Origin of the sequence: Methanobacterium sp., assembly GCF_016217785.1 — an archaeon.
GTDB lineage: Archaea > Methanobacteriota > Methanobacteria > Methanobacteriales > Methanobacteriaceae > Methanobacterium.
In genome coordinates, this window is the sequence record NZ_JACRGA010000025.1 from 119,690 (window position 1) to 136,586 (window position 16,897).

Here is a 16,897-nt window from a genome sequence, read left to right on the forward strand (position 1 = left end):
TGATTTATTTGACTATTGATTCAATTATCTAATTGATTGTTAAACATTTAATTGGATAATAACCGGGGTTGGAAATAAAAAAATAAAAATAATTGGGAAGAACTTAGTTCAAGCCTTCCTGGGCCGCCATCAGTTGCATTATCTTCTCATCATCCAGGGGTTTTGCCTGGAACTGCATTCCTACGGGTATTCCTTTTACATCTCCTGCGGGTGTGCTGGCTGCAGGTATTCCTGCCAGGTTGGCTATAACCGTCAGGATATCATAGGCGTACATTTCCATTGGCTCCAGTGAGGTGCCCAATTTATGAGGTAGTTTTGGTACTGTGGGTCCCACCAGTGCATCTACATCTTTTAATAGTCCGGTGATTTCTTTTCTAATGAGTGATCGGGCCTGTAATGCTTTTTTGTAGTACTTGCCACTGAATTCTTTCTGGCTGATGTATGATCCCATCTGTATCCTGCGCAGTACCTCTTCTCCACAGACTTCTTCGATGCGTTCTCCGTACTTTCGACCATCATATTTTCTGGTGGCTGAGAAGAATTCCACGTAGTTTATGAGGTAGTAGGTAGGTAGGCATAATTTGAGATAATCGAAGTTTAATTCCACTACTTCAGCCCCTGCCTCTTGCATTTGGTTGATGCGATCTTCAATAATATTAACGATAGCCTCATCAGAGACATCAAAGAATTCCTTCACTACACCCAGCTTCATACCTTTAAGTGCATTTTCAGGATCTGTGATGGAAGATGTGAATTCAGGTACTTCCCAGTCCATGGTAGTACACTCCCGTCGGTCTTCACCGGCAATAACTTCCAGCATGAGAGCCACACCACTGACGTCAGTGGAGAATGGTCCGATCTGGTCAAAACTCATGGCCAGATCCAGAAGTCCCTGCCTGCTCACTGCACCGTAGGTTGGTTTGAATCCCATCACCCCACAGTGTGATGCCGGGTTACGTATGGATCCCCCGGTATCTGAGCCCAGTGCCAGGTCACACATCCCAGCGGCCACTGCTGCTGCACTGCCCCCACTGGATCCTCCAGGTATGCGGCCCGGGGCTGCGGGGTTATCTGTGTGTCCGAAGAAGGATGTTTCAGTGGAACTTCCAGCAGCGAATTCATCCATGTTGGTCATTCCCACTATAATTCCATCCTCTGATTTTATACGCCGGACAACTGTGGCATCGTAACTTCCCAGATAGTTTTCCAGGGTAGGAGAGGCAGCGGTGATGTGGAAGTCTTCCACATTGATGTTGCTCTTGATTCCCACTACCATACCGGCCAGTTTTCCAACTTTCTGACCATTTTTTATCTTATCATCAATTGCATTTGCCCTTTCCCGGGCTTCATCAAAATTAAGTTCAACAAATGCCCTTATATTAGGATTATCCTTTCCGATTTGTTTTATGAAGGTTTCCAGGTTCTCTTCTGAAGTTAATTCATGATTCTTGATTGATTGTGATTTTTCCAAAATATTCATATTCCCACCTAATGCGTGAGTAGCGAATCTATGTGCAGTTTAATCATTACCATCCTTTGATTTAGAAAATGAATCTTATTATATTTACCATTGATGTGGATATTTACACTTTCTGTAAGGGGAGAAAATGAGATTTAATCTGAATCTTATTTCCTGAAAATTGAATCTTATTTCCTTAAAAATCATTTTTTCAATATTTTTTAAATACTGCATTGTTCTATGTTTTTAAAAAATTTATAAGCTCGGTGGCAGTCATGTAACCAACATTCCGGCGAATTTCTTTACCCTTGGGATCAAGAAGCACCATGGTGGGAATGACATTGGAATTGAAATGATTGGCCTGTTCCGGGTTGGTATCAACGTTTATTCTCATAACTGAATATGAGGATATCTTTTGCTGGATATCAGGGTTGGTTAGGGTTTCTGAATCGAATTTCTGGCAGGCTGAACATCTCGGAGCATACAGAATCACCAGTACAGGGGCATTGGCTGCCTGAATTTCAGGAGGCATTACATCCAAGTAGGAAGGACTAATGGAAGAGATCATCCCTGATGAACCAAATAATAGGATTAAAATAATTACCCCCAATACACCTACTAACATGAAACCCTTTGACTGGGCATCTAAATTACTAAAAAATCCTTCAGTTATCTTTTCTTTGTTTTTGGGAGATTTTTTAGCCGATTCTTCAACAGAACCCTGGTTTATTCTGTGTTTTTTATAGTAATCGTATTTAGTGGGATAGTACTCTAACTCACCCCCACAATCACATTCCAGTTGGAAGTCTTCGGAGGATTCGCCTTCTTTCAGCTCATAGTAATTTCCACAATCTTCACAGATCAAATAGGGCATAGGGACCCCTCCCCTTGATTATATTTATTAGACAACCTAATTCCTAAAATGTATTCCTAAATATCTAAATCTAATAATTATAATTTCGACTCCCCATCATTTTCCTAATTCCCAGATACATGTCTTTAATTATGCATTTATAAAATGAAATAAATTTCCCAGGTCCAGAACACCCATAAAGTACAGTATCATTATGAGAAGTGGCTGGTGTAGTAAATAGATCAGCAGTGAGTGTTGTCCTAAAAAGCTGAACATCCGGGTAAATGGATTTTGTGAAAGGTCAATCAGGTGAAATCTTCTTTTATAATCATGATAAAGTATTTTTCCTGCAAAAAGACCCAAAGAAACCACTCCCAACCATGGGATCAATGGGAAGTAATCCACGGTGATGAATCCTGCGGGTTTCAAGCCCAACCATAAAAGCCAGGGATAGGTGACTGTGAACTGTGCCAGAATGAAACCTGTGATTATGAAGATAATTCCAAGAACTAGGTTAAGGTATTTTTTGTTTAAAAATGGATATTCCAGGATTATTGCTATTCCAATAAAATGCAGGACTCCGAAAACTATAAAATCCCCAGGTATGAAAATCCATGTTGCCAGAGTAACTAATAAGCCCAGGAAAAATATTTTACCTCCTCTTTTGAGATATTTTGGGAAAATATTCTTTTTTTCCTGTTTTTGCCCCATTAATTCGGCTCGGGAGTAACTCAGGGTAAGGGAAATTCCCACCAGGAACAGGAATATGAAGGCAGTTAGCCTGGCGAACCACCACCAAACACCCGATGAAACGTTAAATGGAAACACTCCAAAGTAAGTAAGATCAAATACCAGATGATATGTTACCATCATCAGTATTGCTAGACCGCGAAGGACGTCTATTTCCCAGAAACGTTTGTTTAAATCATTCATTTTCCCTTTAACATTTTAATGGTAAATACTGGGTGTAGTGAGTTTCTATCTGCTTTTATGTTGTGGAGCTTATTAAAATCCCTATGCCACCTTTATTTCCTAAAAAGTGTTCTTATATGCACAAATAGTTAAAGTTAAATGTTTCCGTCATCATAAAAATTTCAGGGTAAGTCCCAATAAAAAAAACCTATGATTAGTTATGAGTGTTTAATTGATTTTTTATTTGATGATTTAATCTAAGAGGTGCAAATATGTCTGGAACTCTTTTACTAAAACAAAGCGAGATTAAAGAACTCATTACCATGAAAGAAGTTGTTGATTCAGTTGAAACCGCTTTTAAGGCCTACGCTCAGCGTGATGTGCAGATGCCAGCCAAAGAGTACTTATTTTTCCATGAAGGAGATCTGCGGATCATGCCCTGCTACGTGCGGAGCAATGAAGAGGCAGGAGTTAAATGCGTGAATGTGCATCCCAAAAACCCCACCGAACATCAGCTACCCACGGTGATGGCAGTCATAGAACTGGTAGATCCAGAGACCGGTTTTCCCATGGCAGTTATGGACGGAACCTGGGTAACTGATATGCGGACAGGTGCAGCGGCAGGAGTTGCCACCAAATACCTTGCCCGACCAGATTCAGAGACTCTGGGAATAATCGGTGCGGGTAAACAGGCGTGCACCCAATTAATGGCCCTTAACGAGGTTATGGATATTAAAAAGGCAAAGGTTTTCTGCAGAACCTGCAGCACCAGGACCAATTTTGCTAAAACAGCATCAAAGCTCTATGGTTTTGATGTGGAAGCAGTTGAAACTGCAGAAGAAGCTGTAAAGAATGTTGATGTGGTTGTAACCACCACCCCCTCACGGAAGCCCCTGATTAAAGTTGACTGGATCAGCCCCGGAACCCATATTAACGCCATGGGTGCCGATGCCCCCAGTAAACAGGAACTGGAAACCCGGTTACTTTTAAAGTCAAAGATCATTATTGATTCCTGGGATCAGGCCAGTCACAGTGGGGAGATCAACGTACCAGTCTCACAGAATGTTCTGAAACGAAAGGATATCCATGCTAAACTGGGAGATGTGGTTATTGGAAAGGAAACTGGTAGAGAAGGTGATGAGATCACCATTTTTGACTCCACTGGTCTGGCAGTTCAGGATGTGGTGACTGCAGGACTCATCTACAGACGGGCCCGTGAACAGGGAATGGGAACAGATTTTAATTTCATGAGTTAAATTATAATCTCTTTTTTTAGTTTGCAGGGATTGAACCACCCTAACCCTTCTTTTTGGTAAGATATATAGGTTTGAAAGTTCAATCTAGTTCTGGTGATGTGAATGTACCAGAAAGTAAATCGAAGCGAAGTCCTGAATAAAATGGGCCATGTATACGAACGCTTCCAGTTCTTATCCCGGACCCGATCCCTGACTGATGACCAGATCGAAGATATAGACCAGCATTTATCCCAGATCATAGAAGTGCTGAACCAGCCTAATTACTAATCATACTATTATTTTATTCATAATTTATTCCACTAATTATGAGATAATAGTAGATAGTACAAAGTTACACCTTAACTACAATGAAGCAATGAATACAACATCATCCAATTATTACAAGATTAAAAAAAAAATAAATTATGTCTTGAAAAAGAAGCATAATCCTTGAATTTTTATCTTTGAATTATTCCAATAATTGTATTCTAAAAGATTTAAGGTCAAATTGAATGATTTAAATGTGGATAGAAGTTATTTTATTTGCAGCGGCCTCCTTCTGGGTGGGTTTGTCGGGTGCAATGGTTCCGGGACCCATGTTAACCGTTACCATATCTGATTCCCTTAAAAAGGGATCCCGAGCCGGGCCCCTGGTAGTTCTGGGACATGTCATTGCCGAGACAACCCTGATAATACTCCTGATACTGGGCTTGGGCTGGGTTATTGGATCCCAGTGGGTAACCATGATCATCGGAGGCGTGGGAGGAGTGATGCTCATCTACATTGGCTATAGCATAGCTAGATCTCCATTGCCAGAAGAGATCCCAGGGGATGGAGAGCCAATTGAAAAAAGAGGATCAGTTTTAAGCGGAATAGTTACCAGCATCACCAACCCTTACTTCTATCTCTGGTGGGCCACTGTGGGCTGGGCCTTCCTACTCAAGGGAATAGAATTAGCAGGAATCATAGGAGTCTTTAGTTTTCTGGTGGGCCACTGGGGGGCAGATCTTGGCTGGTACAGCCTAGTATCTTTTTTCACCAGCAAAGGCAGGCGCGTACTCCCCGGTAACCGTTACCGGATCATGATGATGATTTGTGGAGTTTTCCTGGTGCTTTTAGGAATTTATTTCATTTACTCCACCCTAATAGCCTGAAAATTCTGTAATATTTATCAGTTTTATTTTAGGTTTTATACCCCCTGACAGTAATTAGAAATGTGAATTTTCTGGTTAAATTTGTAATTATTTAAGTTACGAGGAGATATTATAGAAACATGAAAGCTGTTGTTTTCGATAACTCCGGAACCCTAATATCCAGGTACAGGGCTATTAAAGATCTTAATAGTGGATTTATCCATGATCACATCAGTTCCATTGACCTGGTTGATAAAAATCCACACCGGGCCCTGGTGGTCCTTCAGACAGACCCTTCCACTTGTCTTGTCAATGCCAGACCAGATCAAACCATTCACCAATTCATAGTGCGTAACAACGTGCCTTTCGATATAAGTTACGCATCTTCAGATATCAAAAAAGAAGATGTTTTAACCCTTATTAAAAATGAAAATGCTAAAATTAGTGATATTCAGGATACCATTCAAGCTGTGGTTGAAAAGGATTATAACGTGCAGATATGCAGTGGATCTGGCTTCATAATGAACACCCGTAGTGGCCATATTGAATTCACCATCACTGCAGGGGGTAAAATATTTCCGGAAGTTTCAGGAGTGGTGGAAGAACTCAAAAAAAGATCCTTCCACATCTACGTGGCCTCAGGAGACCGTATGAAGTCCCTGGAGGAACTGGCCAGTTTCATTCACATTCCCTCGGAGAATGTTTTCGGCACTGCAGATTCTTGGAGAAAAAAGGAAATTGTGGCCGGACTTAAAAATCGATACAAGGTGATGATGGTGGGTAACAGTGCCAATGATATCCTGGCACTTAAAGAGGCAGATGTGGGCGTTTTAACCACACAGCAAGATGATGAAACACCTGAAAAAGTTTTTGATGCTGCTGACGTGGTGGTTAGTAATATTAAAGAAATTCTAGATATCAATTTTTAATTGGATATTGATTTTTAATAGATATCAATTTTTAATAGATATTCGATTTATGCTTTCTGATTTTAATCCATCATTTGTTTTAATGGTTTTTAATAAATGCCCCATAATACCCTATTAACCATTTTAGAACTGATTAATCCTACTTAAAAAATTAATTACCCCCAAATAATTATTGGTAACGTTTCATTAAAGGAATAATCAGATAAACAAGACTTGACCAGCCATATCCCAATTCCTTCATAAAGGGGAGGAATGTAATTCCCAGTGCAAGTAGAGAAATTACTGGTAACATTAAATTAACCCTTAAACTTGATTTTCGCATTTCATCATCTACACCATCCACCAATCCATGGTTGAATGCATGACGCCCGTTTAGGAATAATAAAAATCCGATGGCAAAAAGGTTCAGGTCGAAGAAGATGTTTGGAATCTGGAAATTCCCGTATTCCCCTACAAAGAATGCTGAAAAGGGAACCAATGCCACGAAAAGTAGCCAGATGACAATTATCCATAGTAAAGTGTCATCTGCCCTTTTAATCCGGTTGAACTGGACATGGTTGATTCTCCAAAAAACAGCCAGAAGAACGAAACTGATAAAATAACTGTAAAAATTAGGTAGAAGGTCCAAAAGGGCCTGATAAAGGCTGGCCTCAGTGGGGTTGGCTATGGAGGGTACTGCAATTCCTAGAACCAGGAGGGTCATTGCTATTGCGAAAACACCATCCACAAGGGTTTCTATGCGCCGGGCACTGATCCCCACGGATTCTATTGTCTTTTCGTTGTTCTGCAAATGGTTTACCTCGTTATAAAAACTCTTTAGTTATAATGATCGTTCCAGACTCTTAATGGCACTGCGCACTGCTCTTTCCTCCATGATCCGGTAGGCCACCAGTAAACCAATTAAAAGTAGTGGTACCAGTATATCCAGAACCAGAACAGCCCCTGCATTTCCAGCGGCGTAATTACCAGTGACAAAGATGTTGCTTATATGGCCCAGGGCATCTCCCAGGAGGAATATGGAAACTCCTATGACAGTGGCTGTCCAGAAATTACCCCTGATCCAGATGCATAATATTCCCAGAACCCCAAATGCCAGGTTGGCAAAGGCCACCTCCTGTTGAAATGGACTTCCCGGAGCCCACCCAATGGATGAAGCCACCTGATTGGCGAAGAATGAATGTCCAATGGAAGCCCAAATGGAACCAAATCCTACTGTGATAACCAGTAAGGATAGGAGAGTAATTCCCACTATTTTTTTGGTGGTTAAAACTCGTTTAGAATAAAATTGAATTCCAAGCATTATTAATGCACCAATTATCCCCAGTATCAGCCATGTATAAGCTGTATCCATTTAAAACCCCTCTCTTATCTAGATTTTAATTTTAGATAAAAAAATTAACACTCTAATATTTGCGTTTTATTCTCATTTATTTAATACCTTGGTCTGCGGGAAAAATGGAAAAATTTATAAACGAACTTTCTGCACCCCATAAACAGCCAGTTTATGGGTAAAACATCCCCTGGCCTGATGATATCAATTACATATTTTATGGATATTTTATAGAAATCTTATTTTTTTATAATTTTATAGATTTATTAACTCATATTTTCCAAATCCCAGTCCAACTTCTTCTGCATATTCCAACAATACCCGTCCATCAACACCTTCCCACACTCCTCTAAATTTATCGCCTCCTTTATGGTGTTGATGTTCAAGTAGTGAGTTTTCCAATCCCACTTGCTGATTCACCAGATCATAGCTTGCTCTATCCAGGGCCACCGGATCCGTGGATGCCAGTATTCCAATGTCCGGGACAATGGGAGCATCACTGAATGCTTCACAGTCACAGTCAGGGGTAATGTCCATGAGGAAGTTAATGTAACCAACTTTGCCCGTTTTACTTTTAACCGCACCATAGGCATATTCTACCATTCGCTCCATGAACTCGGATAATGAATTAAAATCAAGTTCTATAGCTGACTCAGGACAGTTGGCCAGACAGTTATTACAGGCCACACATTTTTCCATATCTATCACTGCTTTACCTTCCACAAGCGACATAATGGATAAAGGACAGGACCCAATGCATGTCCCGCAGCCGGTGCAATTATCACTTATGATGGGTTGGGCACAATTGTGCTGTTCAATTTTCCCCGGGGATGATGCGCATCCCATGGCCAGATTCTTAATCGCCCCTCCAAAACCACTCATGCCATGGCCCTTGAAGTGGGATAAAACCAGCATACTATCTGAATTTTCTATATCTCCTGCAATTTTAACTTTCTGGAAATGTTTCAAGCCCACCTCTACTGGAATCCAGTTATCTCCACGGATTCCATCGGCAACAATCACCGGCGCCCCGGTAACTGCGTAGGCGAAACCGTTTTTTATGGCTGTCTGGAGGTGGTCGACTGAATTATGACGGCTCCCATAATAAAGCGTGTTGGTATCAGTTAGAAAAGGTTTAGCCTGAGAATTCAAAATTTTTTCAACAACTGCACTTACCAGAACCGGTTTAAGATATGTGTCGTTTCCCCTTTCTCCAAAGTGAAGTTTTATGGCAGTTAGATCATCCTTCTGGATGAATTCTCGAAATCCGGCCATGTCGAATAACTGCTTTATTTTACTGGTTTTGTTTTCTCCCTGGTTTCGAGAGCGGAAATTGGAAAAATACACTTTACTGGACATCTAATACCCCCATATCCTATTTTTACTACTATTACATATTATTATTTTCTAGTTCAATAAGGACGTTTCTGCTTTTTATAACATTATCATAATTGTCTAATTCAATGATTCCCCTGTCAATGCCATTAATCAGGTTCAGATCAAGTGTTCCATCACCCAAGGCAAGGTGTTGATCTTTATCCCCATTATTATCACTTAAATGATAGTAATGGGTTTTTTCAAGTTCTAAAAATGAAGCAGGATGGTTGGTGGTGTTGGCATGACCTAGATCTACTGTAGCATGACATTCACATTGATCCAGGAAGTAAGAATGTTCCTGTGCTGTGTTACAGAAGTAAGCGTAACGATGTGGCATGTTTTCCACCGATAAAATAACACCCCGATCTTCTGCGTATTGATTTGCCTCTTTTAAAGTTTCAATGGCAAAATATTTACCCATTTCTCTGATTCTGTCTTCTAATCTGTGTATCATCCCGGGATGAGTGGTTATGGCTTCTGCCCCTATTTTTGATGCTAAATCAACTGTTTCCCGAATCTGACGAAGAGTTTCCTCTCGAATACCAGGGTTCATGCTAGCAGGGTTTAGGTCTATGGTGGGAGCATGCAGGAAAACATCCACATCATATGACGTGAATATTTCCAGTTCTTCCCCCTGGCTGAGAATATTTCGGGGCCAATAAGGACCTTCACAGAGTATTTCCATAAGATCAAAGCCATCAGCAGTTGCTTTGTCCAGAAAATCTTCAAAGGAATTCATGAAAAGAGCTAGAGTTGAAAATCCAATTTTCATATTAAATATTTTTAAAAGTAATTATGATATATTTTTCGAATTCATTTCATAACCAGTTTTCATTTTAATTGATCTTCTCCCATCAGAAGATTTACACCCTGTTTGTATACTTTTTAGTTGATTTTACTGTGACCCCCCCCCAACCTTTATATGGAAAGTGGATATATCTAATTAAACTATGTCGAAAATTGATATATCAATATGAGGATGGAGAGGTGTGAAGTGGATGGATGATGAGCTAATTAGAGATAACCCCCCAGAAGATTCCAAGGACAATATTCCCACAGATGAACTTGAAAAAATCGAATTTAAAAAATCGCGTGGCTACTACCGTGCTGTAATGGATAGCCAGGACTTATTTGGAAATTTGGATCAATTCGAAAAAAAACTGGTCAGAGGCGTTATGCGAGGTTCAGGCCCCATAATAATGCTCTGGCTTATCAGTAAAAAGGGACAGCATGGTTATGAGATCATGACCCAACTCCATGAATCATCACCATTTAGTGATAAAATTAAGATGCCCAGCGCCAGCATCATCTACCCCAAATTACACCAACTTGAAAAGAAAGGCCTTATAAAGGGCACTTGGGAAAACCATGGGAAAAGAAAGGTTAAATATTACGAAATAACCCCAGAAGGTGTTAAAACCCTTGAAAAGATAAGAAATTTCTTTAAAGCCCGTGAAAATAACCTTTATGAAGATTTTCTAGAAGACGTAATGTGTATAAAAAAATAATAGGAGTTAACGGTATGAAATATGCCATTGAAACCTCTAATCTCACCAAAACATATGGTGATTTTAAAGCAGTTGACGCTTTAGACTTGAAAGTTAAAAATAAAAGTATATTCGGATTTTTAGGACCTAATGGTGCCGGTAAAACAACTACCATAAAAATGCTCACCTGTCTTATTCCCCCTACTTCCGGTACAGCAAAAGTAGCAGGATACGATATTATTGAATCACCAGACCAAGTTCGCCAAAAAATAGGGATGGTACCACAACTGGTAAGCTTATACGGTGATCTCACTGCACGGGAAAATGCAGAATTATGTGCAGATTACTACGGAATGCCCCGGGACCTTAAGGAACAGAGAATTGATGAATTGATGGAACTGGTGGACATTAAGTACGCTGAAAACAAGATGGTTAAGCAGATGTCCGGAGGGCAAAAACAAAAAGTATCGGTAGTTGCCAGCCTGGTGCATCAGCCAGATATTCTGTTTCTGGATGAGCCTACCATTGGACTGGATCCCACCACCAAGAGTGTGTTATGGGATTTGATTGATGAACTGAACCAGAGCGGCCACACCATCATCCTCTGCTCCCACGATATGTACGAAGTGGATATGCTCTGTGATCATGTGGGTATAATCAATTTAGGAAAACTTGCTGCCTTTGACACCCCACAGGGCCTCAAAGACACAGTACTTACACAGGAAGAATCTGTTGAAAATAATATAGGGGAAATTGTCCGTGAAATGGAAGACTCTGAGACCAGTGACCACCCTTCCTTCTGTAAGTTGAAGGATGCTGTAAAAGAATCTGAAATGGATAAAGCAAGAGAAATGAGCTTAATGGTGACCAACTCAGATATTGAGCTGGTTAATAGATTATCCCAGATCCCATGCGTCCTGGACATTGAAACTCATGCATCAGGAAGACTTGGTTTTAAATTAGCCAACACTGAAAATGCAGTAACCCAAGTAATATCAACAATAATGGAAACTGGTGGAAATATAACCTCAATTTCAACTAAAGACCCCTCCTTAGAAGATGTTTTCATGAAAGTAACTGCCAAAAAAGTTAAAAAAGAAGGGGAGGGAGGTGATTAGATGGTTGAAACTAAAAAAATCATGTGGATGCTTAAAAAAGACCTTATAGTTCTATGGAGGCATAAACCACGTTTGTTTTCCATTATTCTCTTTCCCATACTTATGATCGCCCTTTTCGGTTACGGTATGGGAGGATCCATTGAAAATATTCCTGTGGTGATAGTGAAACAGAGCGATGGTCCTGTAACCGATGCTACCCTCAATGCCATTAAAGGGACGTCCTTTTACAATGTGAAGGATATCATAAATGACCCTCAAAGGGGAAAAGAAATGGTAGAATCCGGTCAGGTTAAAGCAGCCATATTACTACCCCCTGATTATGAAAATTTAAACAGTTCCAATGCCAAATCCGTGGTGGTATACGTGGACTCTTCGGATCAGATGGCCACCCAGGCACTGATACCAGCGACACAGGGCCTTTTCAGCGAGATATCTGCCCAGATAGGGATTCAAAAATTGGAAGCAATGAATAATCAGTCCACAGCCGTTCAAGTACAGTCACAGGGCGTTCAAACCACATCGGCACTGGCTGGAGTTAACTATCAGAACATAATGAATTCCATAAACTTCCAGATCAACAAGATCTACGGTGACATCAAGTACATTGACTTCCTGGTTCCAGCAGTTCTGGCCATGACCATCATGATGGGAGCCATGTTCAGCATGGGAGAGGCCTTAGCTGGAGAACGAGAACGAGGAGAACTGGCCCGATTGTTCATGACCCCCACCAGTGTGGCCACTGTAGTGGGAGGTAAAATCATATCCAAACTAACCATAGAAACAGCAAGAGCTATAGTATTGATTTTTGCAGCAATAGTACTGTTTGGAATTACGATAAACGGTAGTATGTTACTTACCATACTTCTCCTGGTGCTTACTGCATTGTGCTTTGTAGGTTTCGGAATAATGGTTTCTGCCAGGGTCTCCACTCAGGAAGACTACACCCAGATGGTGATGCCCTTCACCATGCCCATGATGTTCGTTTCAGGAGTTTTCTACCCCCTGGAAACCATGCCATGGATATTCCAAAAAATAGCCTATGTGGTGCCTTTAACCTATGCTAACGATGCATTAAGAGGAGTTATGCTAAAAGGGGCAACTTTGGGTGATATTTGGATTGATATAGCCGTACTTGCAGGTTTCACCCTATTATTCTTCGCTATGGGTGTAACCAGATTTAACAGAGACATTTAAGAAGAGTTTAGCTTAACGAATGTGTAATAAGGTGATAACAATGGATATTGGAAAAAAGCAGATGCTTCTCGGATTTATGATAACATGCCTTCTGGCATCGCCAATGGGCGTAGCGACGGTTGCAGGTGCAGATTGGAGTTCGTTCCATGAAAATGCCCAGCACACCGGTTTTATTGACCAGGCCGCAGATTTCACACCTACAGTATGGTATTTCAACACCCAGGGAGCTATAAAATCATCCCCGGCCATAATGAATAAAATAATCTACTTTGGTTCCAACGACGGCCATGTATATGCAGTTAACATGGAAGACGGCACCAAACTATGGGATTACAAAACTGACGGAGCAATAATATCATCCCCTGCCCTGGTTGGAGACGTTCTTTACGTAGGATCATCAGATGGATACCTTTACGCCCAAGACACCAAAAATGGTGATGTTAAGTGGAAATACAAAACCGGTAACGCTATAGAATCCTCACCACTGGTCCAGGGTAACCGGGTATATGTGGGTTCTGATGATGGCCGGGTTTATGCAATAGATACAAACAACGGAACCAAAGTATGGGAATACAACACAGGTAGCTCAGTCAAATCATCCCCAGCCATCTCTGGAAGTACACTGTTTGTTGGATCAGATGACGGGAAAGTATACGCTCTAAATATAAACACAGGGAATAAAACATGGGAATACACCACCGGAGATAAGGTAGAATCATCCCCTGCAGTGATGAACGATATGGTCTACGTTGGATCAGACGATGGGAAAGTATACGCTCTTAGTACCTCTGATGGAACACTCAAGTGGAACTACGATATGGGCAAAGCAGTTGCCTCATCACCAACTGTTGACACCAATGACAACAGCCTTTTTGTAGGGGCTGACAATGGTAAGATGATGTGTTTGGACACCCGAACCGGGGTGGAAAAATGGAATTACACCGCCAGTGGCGCGGTGAAGACCACAGCCGCCATCACCGATAACAAAATAGTATTTGGATCCGACGGAGGTACAGTTTACATAGTGAACAAGTACAACGGTAACGAAGAGTGGAGCTACAATCCTGGCTATGGTATCCTTAACCAGCCAATGCAGTCTTCTCCAGCAACCTACGGAAACATGATCTACATTGGGGCAGATGATGGATCCCTGTATGCCCTCAACAACGACAAAAAAACCGCGCCCATGTCAGTATACGTCTACTACATTGGTGGAGGCATTGTAATCATAGCCGCCCTTTTATTTATTGGTAGAACTGTACGTAACCGACGTAAAACTAAGGAATAATAAAATAATCTTAAGATATGGTTCTTAAGATAAAACACAGAAGATCTCATCATCTTCTGTTACTCTTTTTTTAGAATAATTAAAAAATCGAATAATATTTTCACAATTTAACTGAATAAAAAATTATATTGATTAAGCTAGGGATAGAGCCTTATTCCTTATTCTCTTAAAAAACTCTACAATACTAAATTAATAATAAAAAAAAGGAAAACAGGAGGTTTAAAAACTATTTACTGAAATCCTTTGCAAGCTGTATTTCAATGGCCGAAACATTGGTGGAGGTTCCCTCATTATTCATAATCTCTTCTGTGCATATTTCAATACCTCCAATATCCACATCAGTTATGAATCTGTTTCTGACTATCTCTGCAACATCCACGGCTCTGGAAATGGCTCGTCCTCTGGCTTTGAGTATTACTTCGTTGCTACCGCCGTTCATCTGTGTTACTACAGCTAATACATAGTTCATTACCGGTTTGTTTCCAATGTACACCACATTTTCCTCTGACATTCACTTAACCTCCATTGATATACTATGATTCTAAGCTGTTCCTAATATTATATATATTTTATGACACAGTTTTTTAAAGAAATAAGCAATTTGAAACGTTACAAAAAGTGAATGCATGTTAAAATCAAACGAATGTCTGTTAAAAAGCTGTAAAATTTTATAATATGGATTCAACACTGAGAATATTTTTTTATTTTGTAAGACAGTTCATCAAATGGGATCAAACTCTTGACACCATCATACAAAAAAATGGGGAAATAAACTAAAAAATCGTGCCTGACCATTTATTAATACCTTTTTAGGAGGTTAATGGATGGCCATCATCATATTCCATTGAATCAAATAATTCCGGAAACAGGAACAACGAGGACATGAATAATATTCGAAGATTACGAGTCAATTGCACGGAATATTACCACCAGGCCGTCTACATTATCTTCAAAGTCTTTAATGAAGGTCACACTACCATCAACTGTCAATTTACTTCCATCTTTGGTGGGGAGAATGGCTTTTTTGAAACGAGATTCTGTCATGGGGATGTTCTCACCCTGGGGGAATTTGTAATCCATGGGTTTGAATACATCTCGCACATCATGACCCAAAGCATCTTCCTCCAGCCAGCCTGTTAATTCTTCAGCCATTGAATTCATGAATCTCACTTGGCCCTGTGAATCCGTGGCAATTACTCCATCACTGATGCTTCTCAGCATTGCTCCTAACCATTTATCATGTTTTCGGAGTCTTTTTTCCAGCCTATCCCGATACAGGGTTATTTCAATGGCAGTATTGAGTTCACTTTCTTCGAATGGTTTGCGTAAAAATCCGTAGGGTTGTTTGAGAATAAATCCAGAAGGCTCGGTTATTTTGGCCCTTTGAACTGTTTTTTCATCAGAATAAGCCGTTAGGTAAATTATGGGAATTCCCAGTTTGGAACGGATCTTCTCGGCAGCCTGGATACCATCCATTTCACCTTCCAGTTTGATGTCCATGAGGACCAGATCAACTTTTAACTCTTCAGATGCTTTAATAGCCTCTTCACCCGAAGATACAATGGCAGGCACATTAAAACCAACACTAATTAATGCTTTTTTCATGTCTTCAGCGGTTATCCTCTCATCTTCCACTATCAGGATATTTATATTGGCCATTTCATACTCCCCCACTAATCTACCCTAACCCTCAATTAACACTGTTTTTTAAATATTGTTCACCATCGTTTTGAACTTGAAAAGACACCACCATACCATTTATTTTGTGTTTGTAATCTTTTATAGGAGTTACAGTGCCCTGAATAGCGAAACGTGACCCATCACGTGAAGTTATTTCTGGTGTTCCCTCACTGGTCAGGACATCTTCCAGGGATGATTCGTCATTTATTTCAGCGAGAGGTAGAAAAACTTCTTCTAAATCCTTACCCAGTGCATCATCTTTAGTCCAGCCAGTTATTTTCTCAGCCAGGGTATTAATGAATCTGATCTGACCAGTGGAATTGGTTGCAATCACCGCTTCACTGGTTTTCAGTAACATGGCCGATGAAATCTGGTCATGTTCCTTTTCCATCTGATGGCGATATAAGGTGATTTCTATAGCAGCATGGAGTTCGTTCTCATCAAATGGTTTACTTAACATTCCCTGCCCTTTAACCAAAAATCCAGATGGTTCTGTTAATTTTGCTCTTTCAACCGTTTTTTCATCAGAATAAGCTGTTAAATAAATTACCGGGATGTCATACAATTTTCTTATCTGGGCAGCTGCTTCAATACCATCCATTTCACCCTCTAATTTAATATCCATCAGGACTAAATCTGGTTCAATTCGTCCAGCTTGGTGAACGGCATCTTCACCTGTAGAACATATTACTGGTACTTTGTAACCTGCAAACTCCAGTCCTGCCCGGATATCTTCAGCGGTGATTCTTTCATCTTCCACCACCAGAATAGTTGCACTGGCCATGGTTATCTGTGCTCCTGATATTTATAAAACATTATTTACTGTTAACTGATTAATTATTTGTTAATTATATCATTGCCATCTTATAATGATTCTGCGTGCTTGTTTATCCACTTCCAAG

At 40.4% G+C, this 16,897-nt stretch carries 18 protein-coding genes; 8 read left to right on the top strand and 10 right to left on the bottom strand.

Annotated elements, in window-relative coordinates; all coding sequences use genetic code 11:
* Window positions 1-103 precede the first annotated feature (103 nt).
* From gatA to HY987_RS09925, 3 genes are all read right to left on the bottom strand, one after another.
* Window positions 104-1,480 (bottom strand): Asp-tRNA(Asn)/Glu-tRNA(Gln) amidotransferase subunit GatA, encoded by a 1,377-nt coding sequence (gene gatA, locus HY987_RS09915; RefSeq protein WP_292758093.1) that lies wholly within the window; start codon window positions 1,478-1,480, stop codon window positions 104-106.
* A gap of 217 nt (window positions 1,481-1,697) precedes the next feature.
* The gene (locus HY987_RS09920; RefSeq protein ID WP_292758095.1) at window positions 1,698-2,333 is read right to left on the bottom strand and encodes a thioredoxin fold domain-containing protein; all 636 of its coding nucleotides are present in this window, start codon (window positions 2,331-2,333) and stop codon (window positions 1,698-1,700) included.
* Window positions 2,334-2,462: 129 nt separating this feature from the next.
* Window positions 2,463-3,245 carry a heparan-alpha-glucosaminide N-acetyltransferase gene (locus HY987_RS09925; protein WP_292758097.1) on the bottom strand — a complete coding sequence of 261 codons (783 nt, stop codon included), beginning with the start codon at window positions 3,243-3,245 and terminating at the stop codon, window positions 2,463-2,465.
* Window positions 3,246-3,496: 251 nt separating this feature from the next.
* On the opposite strand from HY987_RS09925, the gene ala reads away from it, so the two are divergent.
* From ala to HY987_RS09945, 4 genes are all read left to right on the top strand, one after another.
* The gene (ala, locus tag HY987_RS09930) at window positions 3,497-4,480 is read left to right on the top strand and encodes an alanine dehydrogenase (protein ID WP_292758099.1); all 984 of its coding nucleotides are present in this window, start codon (window positions 3,497-3,499) and stop codon (window positions 4,478-4,480) included.
* 102 nt (window positions 4,481-4,582) lie between these two features.
* Complete coding sequence (locus HY987_RS09935) at window positions 4,583-4,747, top strand: hypothetical protein (RefSeq protein WP_292758101.1); 165 nt, start codon at window positions 4,583-4,585, stop codon at window positions 4,745-4,747.
* A 233-nt stretch (window positions 4,748-4,980) separates the two neighbouring features.
* Window positions 4,981-5,613, top strand: coding sequence for a LysE family transporter (locus HY987_RS09940; protein WP_292758103.1), 633 nt, complete (start codon window positions 4,981-4,983; stop codon window positions 5,611-5,613).
* Window positions 5,614-5,732: 119 nt separating this feature from the next.
* Window positions 5,733-6,521 carry an HAD family hydrolase gene (locus tag HY987_RS09945; protein WP_292758105.1) on the top strand — a complete coding sequence of 263 codons (789 nt, stop codon included), beginning with the start codon at window positions 5,733-5,735 and terminating at the stop codon, window positions 6,519-6,521.
* Window positions 6,522-6,690: 169 nt separating this feature from the next.
* Here the strand turns inward: HY987_RS09945 and HY987_RS09950 are convergent, their stop codons facing one another.
* From HY987_RS09950 to HY987_RS09965, 4 genes are all read right to left on the bottom strand, one after another.
* The gene (locus HY987_RS09950) at window positions 6,691-7,311 is read right to left on the bottom strand and encodes a TMEM175 family protein (RefSeq protein ID WP_292758107.1); all 621 of its coding nucleotides are present in this window, start codon (window positions 7,309-7,311) and stop codon (window positions 6,691-6,693) included.
* A 30-nt stretch (window positions 7,312-7,341) separates the two neighbouring features.
* On the bottom strand, window positions 7,342-7,872 hold the full coding sequence (locus tag HY987_RS09955) for a DUF6790 family protein (protein ID WP_292758109.1): 531 nt from the start codon (window positions 7,870-7,872) through the stop codon (window positions 7,342-7,344).
* 234 nt (window positions 7,873-8,106) lie between these two features.
* A complete protein-coding gene (locus HY987_RS09960) occupies window positions 8,107-9,210 on the bottom strand; it encodes a DUF362 domain-containing protein (protein ID WP_292758111.1) in 1,104 nt (367 codons plus the stop codon).
* Between the two features lie 31 nt (window positions 9,211-9,241).
* Window positions 9,242-10,000: a sugar phosphate isomerase/epimerase gene (locus HY987_RS09965; RefSeq protein ID WP_292758113.1), complete on the bottom strand. Its 759-nt coding sequence runs from the start codon at window positions 9,998-10,000 to the stop codon at window positions 9,242-9,244.
* Window positions 10,001-10,226: 226 nt separating this feature from the next.
* Between HY987_RS09965 and HY987_RS09970 the strand changes: the two genes are divergently transcribed.
* From HY987_RS09970 to HY987_RS09985, 4 genes are read left to right on the top strand one after another with little or no spacing between them, the layout of a single operon-like run.
* Entirely contained in the window at window positions 10,227-10,736 is a 510-nt protein-coding gene (locus HY987_RS09970) for a PadR family transcriptional regulator (protein WP_292758115.1), read from the top strand.
* 14 nt (window positions 10,737-10,750) lie between these two features.
* Window positions 10,751-11,833, top strand: a complete 1,083-nt coding sequence (locus tag HY987_RS09975) for an ATP-binding cassette domain-containing protein (protein ID WP_292758117.1) — start codon at window positions 10,751-10,753, stop codon at window positions 11,831-11,833.
* On the top strand, window positions 11,834-13,027 hold the full coding sequence (locus HY987_RS09980; RefSeq protein WP_292758119.1) for an ABC transporter permease: 1,194 nt from the start codon (window positions 11,834-11,836) through the stop codon (window positions 13,025-13,027).
* Window positions 13,028-13,067: 40 nt separating this feature from the next.
* Window positions 13,068-14,315: a PQQ-binding-like beta-propeller repeat protein gene (locus HY987_RS09985; protein WP_292758121.1), complete on the top strand. Its 1,248-nt coding sequence runs from the start codon at window positions 13,068-13,070 to the stop codon at window positions 14,313-14,315.
* Between the two features lie 226 nt (window positions 14,316-14,541).
* Here HY987_RS09985 and albA read toward each other — a convergent pair whose 3' ends face one another.
* The 3 genes from albA to HY987_RS10000 form a co-directional block, all read right to left on the bottom strand.
* Window positions 14,542-14,826 (bottom strand): DNA-binding protein Alba, encoded by a 285-nt coding sequence (gene albA, locus HY987_RS09990; protein WP_292758123.1) that lies wholly within the window; start codon window positions 14,824-14,826, stop codon window positions 14,542-14,544.
* Window positions 14,827-15,215: 389 nt separating this feature from the next.
* Window positions 15,216-15,974 carry a response regulator gene (locus tag HY987_RS09995; RefSeq protein WP_292758125.1) on the bottom strand — a complete coding sequence of 253 codons (759 nt, stop codon included), beginning with the start codon at window positions 15,972-15,974 and terminating at the stop codon, window positions 15,216-15,218.
* 31 nt (window positions 15,975-16,005) lie between these two features.
* On the bottom strand, window positions 16,006-16,779 hold the full coding sequence (locus HY987_RS10000) for a response regulator (protein ID WP_292758126.1): 774 nt from the start codon (window positions 16,777-16,779) through the stop codon (window positions 16,006-16,008).
* Between the last annotated feature and the right edge of the window lie 118 nt (window positions 16,780-16,897).

Excerpts from the sequence above, each read along its gene's own strand:
- gatA (WP_292758093.1), bottom strand. The coding sequence starts at position 1,480 with ATGAATATTTTGGAAAAATCACAATCAATCAAGAATCATGAATTAACT.
- HY987_RS09920 (WP_292758095.1), bottom strand. The coding sequence starts at position 2,333 with ATGCCCTATTTGATCTGTGAAGATTGTGGAAATTACTATGAGCTGAAA.
- HY987_RS09925 (WP_292758097.1), bottom strand. The coding sequence starts at position 3,245 with ATGAATGATTTAAACAAACGTTTCTGGGAAATAGACGTCCTTCGCGGT.
- ala (WP_292758099.1), top strand. The coding sequence starts at position 3,497 with ATGTCTGGAACTCTTTTACTAAAACAAAGCGAGATTAAAGAACTCATT.
- HY987_RS09935 (WP_292758101.1), top strand. The coding sequence starts at position 4,583 with ATGTACCAGAAAGTAAATCGAAGCGAAGTCCTGAATAAAATGGGCCAT.
- HY987_RS09940 (WP_292758103.1), top strand. The coding sequence starts at position 4,981 with ATGTGGATAGAAGTTATTTTATTTGCAGCGGCCTCCTTCTGGGTGGGT.
- HY987_RS09945 (WP_292758105.1), top strand. The coding sequence starts at position 5,733 with ATGAAAGCTGTTGTTTTCGATAACTCCGGAACCCTAATATCCAGGTAC.
- HY987_RS09955 (WP_292758109.1), bottom strand. The coding sequence starts at position 7,872 with ATGGATACAGCTTATACATGGCTGATACTGGGGATAATTGGTGCATTA.
- HY987_RS09960 (WP_292758111.1), bottom strand. The coding sequence starts at position 9,210 with ATGTCCAGTAAAGTGTATTTTTCCAATTTCCGCTCTCGAAACCAGGGA.
- HY987_RS09965 (WP_292758113.1), bottom strand. The coding sequence starts at position 10,000 with ATGAAAATTGGATTTTCAACTCTAGCTCTTTTCATGAATTCCTTTGAA.
- HY987_RS09970 (WP_292758115.1), top strand. The coding sequence starts at position 10,227 with ATGGATGATGAGCTAATTAGAGATAACCCCCCAGAAGATTCCAAGGAC.
- HY987_RS09975 (WP_292758117.1), top strand. The coding sequence starts at position 10,751 with ATGAAATATGCCATTGAAACCTCTAATCTCACCAAAACATATGGTGAT.
- HY987_RS09980 (WP_292758119.1), top strand. The coding sequence starts at position 11,834 with ATGGTTGAAACTAAAAAAATCATGTGGATGCTTAAAAAAGACCTTATA.
- HY987_RS09985 (WP_292758121.1), top strand. The coding sequence starts at position 13,068 with ATGGATATTGGAAAAAAGCAGATGCTTCTCGGATTTATGATAACATGC.
- albA (WP_292758123.1), bottom strand. The coding sequence starts at position 14,826 with ATGTCAGAGGAAAATGTGGTGTACATTGGAAACAAACCGGTAATGAAC.
- HY987_RS09995 (WP_292758125.1), bottom strand. The coding sequence starts at position 15,974 with ATGGCCAATATAAATATCCTGATAGTGGAAGATGAGAGGATAACCGCT.
- HY987_RS10000 (WP_292758126.1), bottom strand. The coding sequence starts at position 16,779 with ATGGCCAGTGCAACTATTCTGGTGGTGGAAGATGAAAGAATCACCGCT.